Origin of the sequence: Streptomyces sp. NPDC093261 (assembly GCF_044753645.1) — a bacterium.
GTDB lineage: Bacteria > Actinomycetota > Actinomycetes > Streptomycetales > Streptomycetaceae > Streptomyces.
Genome location: NZ_JBIVNO010000041.1, coordinates 1 through 12687 on the forward strand (window position 1 = coordinate 1; position 12687 = coordinate 12687).

The window sequence follows — 12687 nt, forward strand, 5'->3', positions numbered from 1 at the left end:
GGGTCGACTGGTTCAACAACCAGCGCCTCCACACAGCGATCGGCGACATCCCGCCCCACGAGCACGAGACCAACCACTACGCTCAACCCCAGCCCAACCGGCCGCTGGGGTCAACGCATAGAGCCTCCACCGATCCCGGAGCGGTTCAATCTCTCTCAGTGGAGCGTCGTTGCCGCCGTTGGGGCACCGGTTGAAAGAACTGTTGGGTGCCGAGCGTGCCGTGGGTGATCTGCGGCGTTACTTCGGCATAGGCATGTCACCCGGTGAGGCAACGTTCACCGGCAGCCGGTTCGAGCATCTGGCCGGTGGGGGAGACCGGCCGGAGATCGCCGACCGGATCACGGCGGAGGACCTGGTCGCGGTGCAGACCTTGTCGGTGACCGTTCCGGCTTCTGTCGCGCTGGACATTCTGGAGGGCTCCCTCGGCGCGCAGCTGTCTGGTCTGCTGCACGACATCCCCGCGGACGTCGACATGGTCGACGCCGAAGCGGACGTCTTGGCCGGGGGCTCGCCGGCGGACCGGGCCTGGCACCTCCTCTGCGCACAGCACGGAGTTGACTGGGTCATCGCTGGGAAGCTCTTGGCTCGTAAGCGTCCGCAGCTGTTGCCGGTCTACGACAAGGTGGTGCGCTGCGCTCTGGGCCGCCCGCGCCCCTCGTTCTGGCTTGCGCTGCATGCCGCGCTGCGCGCGGACGACCGTTCCCTGCACCGCCAGTTGCTCGCGCTGCGCCAGGTCGCGGGGGTGCCGCAGACGGTGAGTGCGCTGCGGGTATGCGACGTGGCGGTGTGGATGGGGCACCGGTCGGAGGGTCACGCTTGTCCTCGCTGACTTCGGCAGCGAAGGTCCCCTCCGGTGTTCTGGCGTATGAGGGTGACGGACTTTTCCAACCGTCACTGGGGTGTGTGGGACGTTCGCGTGGAGGGGTCCACCGGGGTGGGCAAGAGGTGCGGACTCGCGGCCGGGGTGCCGCCGGCGGTGCGGTCCTGGGGCTGGAGGAAACGTGTCCGGCGCTGGGCGTTGCGGGATCCGGGGGCTGGGCCGTGATGCGCAGGAAGGAACATTGCTTGGTGATCGGGTTCAGCACCGCGACTTTCAGCGGGGTGCGGGCGGCGGCCTGGATGCGGGCCAGCCAGGTCTGGCCGGGGACCAGGATGGTCAGCTCGGCCGGCCACTGGGCGAGTGCCTGGGGATCGGGGCACACCACACCGGCGAGGGTGAACGCGCGGCCCGGGCGGGGCCCGCTGTAGACGAGCAGGCCGTTGCCGTGGGCGGGGCTCTGGACGCCGTACTCGACCGGTTTGCCGGATGCGCTGCGGACCAGGTGCGTGAAGGCGGGCCACAGCTGAGGGTCTATTCCGGCGTGTTTGAGGAAGGCGGCCAGACGCTCCTGCTCGGCCTGCCGTTCCTGGGCCCGCTGCAGGGCGTCTTCAAGGCACCGTTCGGCGGCGGCGGCCCGCGCCGTGGCCGCCCGGCGGGCCTGCTCGGCAGCCCGGGCACGTGCGGCGGCCTCGGCTTCCGCCTCCATCCGGGCGCGGGCGGCCGCCAGTTGCACGTACGCGTCGGCCGTCCACCACACCGTGCCGCCCGGGCCGGTATGAGGGTGCACCCGCCCTTGGAGGATCCACCGGATGGCATCGCCGAGCGGGCAGGTGATGTGGGTCCATCCCGCCGTCCCCGCCAGCGTGCGCGGAGCCCAGGCGTAGCGCGCCATGCCGTGCCGCACCGTCCAGCCGCCCCCGCGGCCTTCGGGGTACTCCACCCGCAACGTGGGCACGGCACGCTGCCAGGGCCTGCCCTGCAGCCCGACCCAGCACACCCCCACACCATCTCGTGCATAGCGGTCGGTGCGCATCCGCGCCTCTGGCGGCGTCATCGGCGACAGCTGCGCTTCCAGAGCCATGAACGCCCTGCCCTGCTCATCGAAGACCAGCACGTCGGCACGCCAGTTGCGCCGCTCGCTGCTCACCTCCAGCTCTGCTGTGAACCCCGCCGCCCGGGCGGCCGTGGCCAGCTCCAGCTTCAGCAGGTGGTGTTGGTACGACTCGTTCGCCAGCTCGCAGTCACGCGGCTGCTGCTGGTGGTAGAAGTGCCGGGCATGGTGTGAGGAGACCCGCGCGAACACCCGGCCCCCACACTCCGGGCACGCCAGCGGCACCCCCTTGACCCGATGGACGTCCTCCCAGGCACGGCCGCACCCGAGATCGTCCAGCGACGCATCCAGCCGCCCCCAGTCGGCATGGACCGCGGTGAACCCCATCCGCCCTCCCCCAGGCGCGCGGTGTCTCAAGCTCGGTGCCGGTGGCCCGTCGTTGGCCTCAGCGTCCCTGGGCAGGGCAGCGGCGGCGACGAGACTGCCGCTGCCGTCGCACGATGCCGGCCCACCCCCTCGGCGCGCAGGACACGCAGCGCCGCCTGAGCGGTGTCCCCGGGCGAGGGCGCACTGCTCCTTGGGGCTGCGCACGGCAGGCCGCCGTTCACCCGGCCACAGCCGGCCGGCCAGCATCTGCCGCCTGAAGGCCTGCGGCGGATCCGCTGGCAGGCAGGCAGCAGGGCAAGGGACCGAAGTCGGCAGCGGCGTGGCGTCGGCCGCCGTGGTCACCGACTGCCGGCGGTGTCGCGGCGGGGCCGGTTCGGTTCCCGGCCGATCTGCGCGGCGACGTGCCTGATCTCTGCCTCGCCGTAGGCGGTGCGCACTCCGGAGGGGCTGTATCCGGCGTGGCGGGCGAGTTCCTCCAGTTGGTAGGGGCGGCTGCCGTGGAACTCCCTCCCGTAGGCCAGCAGTTGCCGGATCCGGGCGTCCACGGCCTCCTTCTGCGCCTTCAGGTCGTCCAGCGCCAGCAGCAGCGGGTCCGTCTCGAGCTCCTGGCTCGCGGCCTCCAGGCCGAGGGCGTCGTTGCTGCGCTGCTCCGCCACCTGTTCGCAGGCGTCGGCGTAGCAGTCCTCGGGGGTGACGGTGCCGGGTTCGGGCATGGGGTGGCGCAGGGCGGCCAGTTCTTCAAGCGGATGCATGGTGCGATCATCGCAACTATTTGCGATGGTCGCAATAGACTGGCAGAGGACAGGGCGAGGAAGACATGGGCGGGCGGGGGCAGGAAGCCCGGCGCAGGTCGACGAGTTCTACGCCCACGCCGTCGTGCGCAGGTACGACCCGGAGGCCGAGGTATCCCGCGCGTACTGAGCACGGTGTCCGTGGACCAGCGGAGGGGGGCGGGTGGTTTCCACTACGATGCCGACCGGCAGGACGCGCACCGCCGACCGCCGATGCTGTATCCCCGCCCGCGCCGGGGCAGCTCAGACGGCCAAGGTCCCCACCCGGGCCCGCGACACCCACCCGCACGACTGCGGGCAGGCGCGGGGTGCCCGGAGAGAAGACGTCATGCCACGCAACCAGTCCCGCGTCGGCCAGCGCGCCCGCGCCGCGCAGAAGGCCGCGGGCGGCACGGGCAAGTACACCGAGCTGCTGCGCGCCAAGCTCGGCCCGGGCGGCGTCCGCCGGGAGCCCGGCCACGCCGAGCCTGCCCGCCGTCTCGCCGCCCAGCTGCGCGCCGGCTTCGGCGCCGAGGGGGAGAAGGCGGCCCGCCTGGTGGATGCGGCGGTGGCCTGGGCGGTGAAGGATCGCGAACTCAAGCACGCTCTGTTGCGTACGCAAGGCGACCTCGCCGCCCGCGGGCGCCTGCAGCCCGCCGCGGACAAGCACGCCGCCAGCGAAGTCACGGTGCACGACGCGCCCCTCGTCCAGGTCGTGTACATGGTGCTGGAAGCGGCCGCCTGGGAAGAGGCAAAGGTGAGCGCGGAGTTGCTGCGCGCGGCCGCGGACGTCCTGGACCGGCTCGTCGGCGCCAGCCACATCTGTAATCCCGCGATCTACGGAGTGCGGGCCGACGGATGGCTCACCGAGCCGAGGATGTTCGAGCGGATCTACACCACGACCGCCCCGGTCGCGGTCATCGCGGCAGCTGCCCTGCGCACGATGCGGGAAGCCGCCCGCATCCCCGACGAGGACGAAGCTACCGACGCCGACTGCATGTTCACTCTCCAGGAGGCGGCCCGCTTCGCGCGTACCGCCGCCGACCTCGCCGCCCGCCCGGCCGCCTGACCCACGGGGCTGGCCCGCTGTCCCGTACCCGCCTGGTACGGGACAGCCCGGATCCTCACCGCGGAACGCCGACAGCGGCCTGTACGACGAGGGGCGGACCGTCTGGCACGCGACGCTGCCGGACAACCCCGAGGAACACGGCTGACCTGCGGTCAGGGGGTGACGTGCGCGCTGTCGAGCCGTCGGTGGACCATCGACAGGGTGGTCAGCAGTTCCAGCAGCTCCTCGTCGGTGACCGTGCGGTGAAGCCGCGGCTCGTGCGCGGCCGGATTGCGGAACATGCTGAACAGTCCCTTGACCAGGTTCGCCAACCCCTTCTGCTCGTCCAGCTCGGGCCCGGTGGCGTTCGCGTTGATGGCCACCCGAGCCGTGCCTTGGCCGGGCATGAGTACCGCGTCGACCAGGCGCGCCCCGTCCAGACCCAGGCCGGTGAGCTGCCGCAGCCGGTCGGCTACCGACTTGACCGCCTCCAGGCTGGCGTGGAAGGGGTTCTTGGCCAGGATCTCCAGCGTGCAGTAGCGCAGCACCTCCGGATGCGTGGAGCGGCGGCGCAGTTCCGACCGCAGCGAACTGGCGTGCTGGGCGGCCTCGTTGAGAGTGGCCGCGATCGGTCCCTTGGCGAGCTTTCCCTCGTCGTTGACCCGTAGCCCGACGTGGACGAGGACCTCGTTGAGATCGTCCCGCCGACGCGAGAACGTGTGCGGTTCCTGCGCGTAGCGCACGGGAGTCATCGCCTCGCTGATGAACGCGATCACGCAGTTGGCCGCTTGCTGGCGTGCCTGCTGCGCCAGCAGCGCCGCGGCCAGCCGGTCCCGCTTGTTGCCGCCCTCCGCGTCCGGCACTCTCACGGCCGCCAGCAGTTGCCCGATCTCCCGTCCGGTCAGCCCCTGCGCGGTGTCGCCGAGCACACCGGCCACCGCCGTGACGACCCGTGCGGGCCAGGGCTCGAATCTACGCGCTGCCATGTCCTTGCCACTTCCCCTCGTTTCATGGCCAACCGGCCAGGATGACACGGGCGCGGACAGGGCGGCTGCCCCTTTCCCGCGCCCACAAAGAACCGCGGCCCCCGGCATGTTCGTCCCGGGCCACGGCCGACCCCGGCGAAGCCGGGGAATGATGTCCGTGCGTACCTGCATCCGGCTGCGGCCCCGGGAGCCGTGGGCACCCGGGGCCGCTCATGCCTCTCGACCTGCGGCTATGCCGAATCGGCGTCCGTCCCCGCACCGGCGGGGCCGAATTGTGCCTGCCGGCCGATGTTGAAGGCCAGCGCGGCGGGTGTCTGCGTGAGGTCGACCCGCGGGTGAGCGGATCCGTCCACCGGGTTCAGTAGCCGGGCCGTCCACCCCTCGGCGTTGCGCACCACCTCCAGGGCGCTCTGGTCGGCCAGGGGCAGGATGGTCAGCAAAGACCAGGCCCCCCGCCGGGCCACGCCGGTCGTGGGGTGCGCGTAGTGCTCGGCCAGCCGGTCGCCGACCGCGCCGGCGCCCTGGCGGCACACGCTGCCCACGTACTGGCACCCGCGGCGGCTGTCCCACGCGACATACACCGCGCAAGTCGCCGCCGCCCGGCGGCGCACCGCATCCGGCCGGGCCGGGCACACCACCACCGGCGCATGCCTGCCGCCGCCCCGCACCACGTTGTCGTCGAGCACCGGGCCCACCAGCCGCAGCACCGGCTGCAGCGCCCGGCCGATCTGCGCGGGCAGCGTGAGAGGGGCGCTCACTCGGTGTCCTCCTCGTCCTCGTCGAACACGAAGAGGGAGGTGTCGACGGGCCCGAACTTCGTGAGGATCTCGGCGAGCTGGGCCAGTTGCTCGCGCTGGCCCTGGACAGCATCGAAGGTGCCGAACACCTGGTTGCCGCGCCTCTGGCTCATGCGGGCCAGCGCCCGCGCGGCCTTGGCGGCCGAGGTGATGCCCTGCTCGAGCGTCCGGCGCAGGCGGACGTCCTCCGGCTCGGGCTCGTGGTGCTTGCCCCCCGTCTTGGCCTTGGCCTCCGCGCGGTTCTTGGCGATGGTCTCCAGGGCCTGGGCCGGGTCGGCGGCGTGGACGAGGTCCCACTCGTAGTCGATGATCATCTGCTGGCCGGCCTTGTCGAGCATGGGCTCGCCGTCGCGGACCAGGACACCGTCGACCTCGAGCTCCTGGGTGTGGAACAGCTTGGGCAGCACGGCCGGGTCGGCGGCGACGTGGGCGCGGGCGATGGAGTGCAGCATCCGCAGCCCCCCGGCGGTCCGCGCCAGCAGATCCAGCAGTTTCACCGGTGTCGCTCGGAAGGGCGCCTTGCGGGCCTCGCGGTCGGTGCCTTCCTTTGAGCCGCGGTCCCGGGTGATGTAGCCGTCGAGGATCGCCGCGGTGCCGCCCAGGACGGTCAACTCCGCCACGGCGCCCGTCTCGCCGGCCACAGCGCGCTCGAGGATGTCGTCGAGGACCTCGAAGGTGTCCTCGCCCTTGGTCAGCTCCCATGGCTGCTTCCACACGGTGTCGGTGATCGTGCCGCCGTTGCCGAAGGCGCGCAGCGGCTGTTCGATGCCCTCCTGGCTGCGGTAGTCTGACAGCGCCACAGGCGCCAGACGCTCGCTGACCCGCTGCCGGTCGGCCTTGCCCATCCCGAATTCCTGCTTGATCAGCCGATTCATGGCGTCCGCGTGCGGCCCGGCGAGCACCGCGTGCTGATGGACCGCGGCCGACCACAGCCGGTGCGCCGGAACGCCGAGCAGTTCGTGCATGGCCTGCGCGCCCACGGTTCCCGACAGCACCCGGTGTACGTCCGGGGTGATCAGTCCCTCACGGTGGGCGTGCCGGTAGACCCGCTGCATGCCCTGTGTGTTCTGCGCTCCCGGGGTCCAGGCGGTGACGTGCACGTGCAGATTGGCCAGCAGGTCGTCCCGGGCCGCCACCAGATCCGCCAGCGGCTCGCCGCTGTCGGACCGTGCGCCGACGACGACGGTGGCCGGGAAGGCGAGCGTGTGGCCCTCACGCCGGGTCGCCTCCGTCAGCACGGGCGCGGCCAGGTTCTTGCGGGTGCGCGCGGTCAGCTCGGCCACCCGCCGGCGCGCGGCTCCCTGCTCGGCACGGCTGCGCTCGCCGGGCTGGTCGGTCGAGCTGATGACGGTGCTGATGCAGGCCGAGATCGCCTGGTAGATGTCGCCGCCGGTGCGCGCCAGCCACATGCTCACCAGTCGGCTGTTGCCGTCGCCCGCGATCAGGAAGGTGTCCTCGCTGCCGTCGTCGTACACGACGCGCATCGCGAACAGCGTCAGCGGCTCCTTCACGCCCTGCTGGAGCACGCTCTGGGTGTAGTCGTTCTCGCCCTTCTGGGCGTAGAAGGTGTTGAGCATGCTCTCGGAGACCGCACTGGCCAGGGCCTTGCGGTCGCGCATGCGGACGGTGAAGACCGCGATCGGCTCGCCGGTCTCCGGATCGGTCAGCGTCTCGTACGAGGTCACCAGCGACGTGGGCGGTGCCGCGTCCATGGCCGTACGCAGCTGATCCGCCCACCGCTGGTTGATTAAGTCGGGCAGGACGTCGAGGTCGAGGTAGCGGTCGTGCGGCGCGGTCGCGTACAGCGTGCCGCCGACGACCGGCTTGGCCGTCAGCAGGCTGACCGGCTCACCGCTCACCAGAGCGCGCAGCCGCGCGGGATCGACCGCGCCCGAGGTGACGGCGTTGGCGGCCGCCTCGTCCAGCGAGGTGTCGGGGTTCTCCTGGAGTGCCTTGCGCACACCGCGGAGCCGGGTCACCGGCTGCGGGTCCGCCACCGGTGCGGGGCGGCGCAGCAGGGGAGGAAGGCCGTCGTCGGGTTCCTGCCCGTCCCGGCCGTCGAATGCGTCGATCGAAGTCATGGTCTCGCCCTCCCGGGCATCGCGCGCAGCAGGAAAACCCGCGGGCAGGGTCGTCCCTGCCTCCACTGCGCGCCGTCCGCAGGGGGCGGCGAGGCCGTCACGATCCATCAGCGGCTCCCACGCCGTGACGTCCCGTGCCGACTGGCGTTCTACGTCGCCGACGAGCCGCTGGTCAGCCGGTCCGAGGACCGAACGCCCGTCGATGACGGGTGCCAGCTGCTCTCATGCCTCAGCTCGAAGTCTGTGACATGCAGTTTCCGTGTAGCCAGAGCGGTGCGCGGCCGGCGCAGCGTTGCTGGACCGGCAACCCCTGAGTGTACGTCAGCACGAGCCGGACCACGCCGAGTTCATGTAAACAGCCAAATAGCCCAGGTCGCGGCCGAGTTCGTCCCACGTCATGCCCAGTCAGCGGCCGCAGCCACCGTCACGAGTACGGCCACGGCGAGGACGGTGCCCTCCGGCCCCTCAGCATCCTGTTTTTACGCCCACTCCACGCCCAGCTTCCGCAACGCGTTGTACGGGAGCACGGATACGGGCTCCCGCTGTCAGGCCAGCCCGCGGATCACCGGGGTCAGCCACTGGCGATACGCTGCGGCGTCCTCCCGCAGAGCCCGGCTTACCACCACGTGCTTCTCCGAGACGTGCCAGCCGACCGTGTCGGCGACTGGCAGCTCCGTCACCTGCAGCTCAAAGGGACGGGCCTTGCGCCCTATCTCCGTCTCCACCGCCCGGACGAGGTTCCCTTCAAGGCTACGGTGATCACCGCGCGTCATGGTCTCCGCGTGCTCGCGGCCCCGGGCAGAACTCCACCGCACGGCGTCATCGAAGCACGCGCGCACCAGTAGTCCGAGTTCCTCGCCGTCCCCGAACCTGGCCTCCGGTGCAAAGAACCCACGATCGGGCCCTTCCTGCCGTGTCAATTCGCGTTCCCACCACCGGGCCCACTGCACCGACGCCTCCGGGAGCGCAAGAGGCGTGAGGCTCGCCCGCGCTTCGACCGCTGGCACCAGCGGCGGCACACCGATGTCAGTGTGCGGACGCAGACCTGCCGCATCCCGCACGAATAATCCGATCACGAGCTCCTGCGAGGTCCCACTTCGGACCTGCCAGCTGGACGATCCTGCATACCGCATGACGGACATCCTCCGCCGTTGACGCTGTCCAGACCAGCGGGTTTCGGGGCGATCGCCTCGGGTTGTCAGGTGCAGGTGGTCTTCACGATGTCGGCGACGATCCCGTAGCCGCCGCCCTGCCGAAGAACGACGGCGAGCCGCGGTTCCTGCCCGTGGTCTCCGAGCGGGCCCGCGCCAAACTGAACCGGATCGCCGCGACGATGACGCGCCCGCCGAAGCAGAAGGCCTGGCCCCTCGCCAAGCTGCGCGAGGAGTGGAAGGAGAGCGCGATCCGCACCTCCGGGGTGGCCGCCGACATCATCAACTCCCTCCTCGAGTACGCCCGTGCCGAAGCGGCGGCCATCCGGGCCCGGGTCGCCGCCGTGGTCGACATAGCGCTGGCGGCCGTCGACGTCGCCGCGACGGTGTTCGCGATGAACGGTGGCGGCTGGTTCCACCGCCGCCACCTGCTCGCCGAAGCCCGCCGTCACCTCGCTCTTGTCCTGCGCGGCCGCCGCCGCGAGCCGGGCCTGGACGAGCACATCGTGGACGCCGCGCTCGCCACGTACTGCGTGGACATCAGCGAGCCGAAGACGCTGCGCGGCCTGATGCCCGACTATCGCCTCTACACCGCCCGCTGGTCGCTGGCCGACCTCCAACCCGCCCGGCGCCCGCCGACCACCGCCCCGAACCGGCAGCCCCCTACCGATCCGGGAACACCGGCAGCGCCCCGGCCATCGGACCTGGAGCCGGGGGAGCGGCAGATACCCCGCGTGCCGTTGCCCTACGAGCGGGCCGTCCTCGCCGGCGCGGTGCTCCGCGAGAAGCTGCGCACCACCGTCGCCGCGCGGGGCCGGGCGTACGACGTCGTCGCGCACCAGCAGGCGGCGATGCCCGAGCAGCTGCTCGCGCTCCCGGCCGCCGACCCCGAGCACGACGACCAGGAGCCGGAGCTCGGCCGCCGGGAGGCGATCGACATGACGGCGTTGCGGGCTTTGAGGGAGTCACGCACCGGCGTGGAAGCCCTCGATCTCACAGCCGAGCGGCTGCGCCACCTCCAGGACGCGTTCACCAAAGGCGGCCGCCGACTCCCGCGCCCGCGCGGACCGCTACGCCGAACAGGACCATGCCGACCCAGCGCACCCGGTGCGCCAGGACGATCAGCGGGCGCGCCGACCGCAGGGGCCCGGACCGCACCGCGGCCGGGAGGCCGGCCACTGACCGGTGCCGCGGGTGTGCATCGACGATGCCCCGCATCCACTCCACCGAGTGGAGTCCACCGGCCGGGAGTGCGCGACGTCGCCGGGACGATGCTGTGCATCCACCCAACGCAACCACGGCCTGTGTCAGGGAGAAATGCGACGCCACCAACTGCATTGCCCCACCCGGTGCGCACACTCCCGTGCCGTCGGCCGCACCGGTGCGCACCACTCCGCGGTGCACCGGATGGACTTGGCCTCCTTGGTGTCCCGTTGTGGCGTGCGTTCGCGGACACCGGTGCCGATCTGTTGTGGCGGGTGCCCGCCAACCGCGTCCTGCCCGTCACCAAGCAGTTCCGTGACGCTCGTGGCTCTCTCGCCCGCAGGAGTCGTCTTCGCACGTGAAACGCCGGACACGAAGTCGTAGCACCACCTGCCGTCCTGCCACGGGGCGGTCAGCTGGAAAGCGCAGGTAAGAGCCGTGCACCCGCCCGGACCAGCTTCCGCAGCCTGGGCACCGAGCCCCAATCGGTCAGGCATCTGACACCGACTCGAATCACCTCGCCATCGTCCTGCACCGACTCCACCCTGATCCCCGGATCCGCCAGGAAGAGCAGCTCTTCTAGCCGGAGCAGTACCCCGCGCACAGGCCAGAACCATCAGCCCGAACGCGGTCGGCCCGTCAGTTTCCGGACGATCTCGGGAGACCTATTAGCAAGACCAACAGTCACAGGGAGTAGCGCCCCACAGAAGTTGGACCAGAACGTGCTCTCGCTTACGAAACCACACGGCTGCCGTGAACCTCGCGAGACATAGGCCGTACGAGGGCTTCAATTGCTAATGTCAAGTTCTTGTCCGGCACACCGACCGCGTCGACTGGCCCTGCATGCCGCGCCGTTGGTTTGTGGACCGGAGATGCCGGATTCAGGCGGGAGAAGGGGACCAGGGCATGAAGTCAGCCTTGGTATTCATACATGGCATCGGCGGTCTGCGGGATGCGGAGGCGGAGCTCGGCTCCTGGCTCAAGGCGCTGGCTGTCGGCGCCCGCAAGGCGGGTCATTCGTTCGAGGGCTCGGCACTGGAGCAAGACAGCTTCACCGACGCGGCCTTCGCCTACTACGGGGACCTGTTCGTTCGCCCACAGGCCCAAGGCGGCACGGCACCACCGAGCGACGCGGCAGGCGAGGACGAAGCGCTCCGGCACCTGCTGGAAGAAATGATCAATACCCAACTGTCGGCCTGCCGAGACGACGAGGAGCGGCGTGTACTGCAGCACGCACACGCCGAGCTGACAGCCACCCGGCAGGCGCAAGGCAGCGGACAGCTGGTACGGCGTCTGGTGAACGTCTGCACCACTCTGCTGGCTCTGCCCGGGATCCGGCTCGGAGGCCAGTGGGCGAGCGGCCGGATCATGGCAGGTCACCTCGCTCAGGTGACCCGCTATCTGGCCCGAGCGGAACTTGACGGCGGACGCACCCTCGATGAGCGCATCCGTGATCGAGTCCTCAGCTTCCTGGACGAGGACCGACCCACCGTCGTCATCGCCCATTCCCTGGGCAGCGTCGTGGCCCTGGAAGCCCTGCACCACTATCGGGGTCCCATACCGCTGTTCGTGACCGTCGGATCTCCCATCGGCACGCGCACCGTGGTCCATCCCCGGCTGCGCCCCCAACCGCCGGCCACGCCGGAGTGTGTGAGGCGCTGGCTCAACTACTGGGACCGGGACGACATCATTGCCTCGCGCCCATGGCTGGAGCGGGACGTGCTGCCCAACACCGTCGGCTGCCTGCCCGTGAGTGATCGGGTGGACTCCGACGGAATCTGGGTGCACACGGCCACCAAGTACCTGGCGCAGGCGAGTGTGGCTGGTCCTGTCGTGGAGGCCATCCGCCTGGCCGGGGAGGGCACGCCGGCATGACGGCCTCGCGGGCACTTCTCATCTTGGCCCCTCAGAATGCGGTCATGGGACCCCTGGATGCGCTGGAGGATGCCGCACGCGCCCTTGGCGAGGTTTTGCAGCACGACGAACTGGGCGCTTGCGCTCCGGCCCTCGCCGACAGCTCCCTGCTGTACGGCACGGACGTCACTCAGGCACGGATCGAGGCCACCGTGCGGGCCGCTGCCCGGCGGGCCGGGGAAGCCGGCGCCACCCTGGTTCTGGCGTTCCTCGGCCACGGCATGGCGCCGCCCGGGCGTCCGGAGCTGTACTTGATGGGAGCCGACGCGCAGCCGGAGATGCTGAGCACTGCAGTGAACGTCGGACAGCTCATCGTCGAGGCGGCGGAGCATCCGGGTGTCAACGGCGTCATCGGACTGATCGACACCTGCCACGCCGCGGGAGCGGTGCCCGACCTCAAAGCGCTCGTGGCCGGCGTGCGGGGCGGACGCACCCGTGTATCCCTGCTCATGGCCTCGGGCGCCGAACAGCCTGCCTTC

Annotated in this window: 10 protein-coding genes and 2 pseudogenes; 5 read left to right on the plus strand and 7 right to left on the minus strand. The window is 70.9% G+C overall.

Annotated features, from left to right (window positions below):
• Positions 1–169: 169 nt before the first annotated feature.
• Positions 170–829, plus strand: coding sequence for a DUF6308 family protein (locus tag ACIP94_RS38160; RefSeq protein WP_402436670.1), 660 nt, complete (start codon positions 170–172; stop codon positions 827–829).
• 1036 nt (positions 830–1865) lie between these two features.
• Here the strand turns inward: ACIP94_RS38160 and ACIP94_RS38165 are convergent.
• Positions 1866–2504: pseudogene (locus ACIP94_RS38165) on the minus strand (competence protein CoiA family protein); the annotation flags it as partial.
• Between the two features lie 92 nt (positions 2505–2596).
• Positions 2597–3010, minus strand: coding sequence for a hypothetical protein (locus tag ACIP94_RS38170; protein ID WP_109445566.1), 414 nt, complete (start codon positions 3008–3010; stop codon positions 2597–2599).
• Positions 3011–3377: 367 nt separating this feature from the next.
• Here ACIP94_RS38170 and ACIP94_RS38175 point away from each other — a divergent pair, with 367 nt between their 5' ends.
• Positions 3378–4097, plus strand: coding sequence for a hypothetical protein (locus ACIP94_RS38175; protein WP_402436674.1), 720 nt, complete (start codon positions 3378–3380; stop codon positions 4095–4097).
• A 152-nt stretch (positions 4098–4249) separates the two neighbouring features.
• On the opposite strand, the gene ACIP94_RS38180 is transcribed toward ACIP94_RS38175, so the two are convergent.
• From ACIP94_RS38180 to ACIP94_RS38195, 4 genes are all read right to left on the minus strand, one after another.
• A complete protein-coding gene (locus tag ACIP94_RS38180; RefSeq protein ID WP_402436676.1) occupies positions 4250–5062 on the minus strand; it encodes a TIGR02391 family protein in 813 nt (270 codons plus the stop codon).
• 230 nt (positions 5063–5292) lie between these two features.
• On the minus strand, positions 5293–5820 hold the full coding sequence (locus ACIP94_RS38185; protein WP_402436679.1) for a hypothetical protein: 528 nt from the start codon (positions 5818–5820) through the stop codon (positions 5293–5295).
• Positions 5817–7940 (minus strand): hypothetical protein, encoded by a 2124-nt coding sequence (locus tag ACIP94_RS38190; protein WP_402436681.1) that lies wholly within the window; start codon positions 7938–7940, stop codon positions 5817–5819. The genes ACIP94_RS38185 and ACIP94_RS38190 overlap by 4 nt, the downstream gene beginning before the upstream one ends.
• A 545-nt stretch (positions 7941–8485) precedes the next feature.
• Positions 8486–9016, minus strand: coding sequence for a hypothetical protein (locus ACIP94_RS38195; RefSeq protein WP_402436684.1), 531 nt, complete (start codon positions 9014–9016; stop codon positions 8486–8488).
• Positions 9017–9135: 119 nt separating this feature from the next.
• Between ACIP94_RS38195 and ACIP94_RS38200 the strand changes: the two genes are divergently transcribed.
• Positions 9136–10656, plus strand: coding sequence for a hypothetical protein (locus ACIP94_RS38200; RefSeq protein WP_402436687.1), 1521 nt, complete (start codon positions 9136–9138; stop codon positions 10654–10656).
• Here ACIP94_RS38200 and ACIP94_RS38205 read toward each other — a convergent pair.
• Complete coding sequence (locus ACIP94_RS38205; RefSeq protein WP_402436690.1) at positions 10595–10738, minus strand: hypothetical protein; 144 nt, start codon at positions 10736–10738, stop codon at positions 10595–10597. The two genes, ACIP94_RS38200 and ACIP94_RS38205, sit on opposite strands and share 62 nt — an antisense overlap.
• A gap of 474 nt (positions 10739–11212) precedes the next feature.
• On the opposite strand from ACIP94_RS38205, the gene ACIP94_RS38210 reads away from it, so the two are divergent.
• Positions 11213–12169: an alpha/beta hydrolase gene (locus tag ACIP94_RS38210; RefSeq protein WP_402436692.1), complete on the plus strand. Its 957-nt coding sequence runs from the start codon at positions 11213–11215 to the stop codon at positions 12167–12169.
• Positions 12170–12213: 44 nt separating this feature from the next.
• Positions 12214–12687 (plus strand): annotated as a pseudogene (locus tag ACIP94_RS38215) (hypothetical protein); the annotation flags it as partial.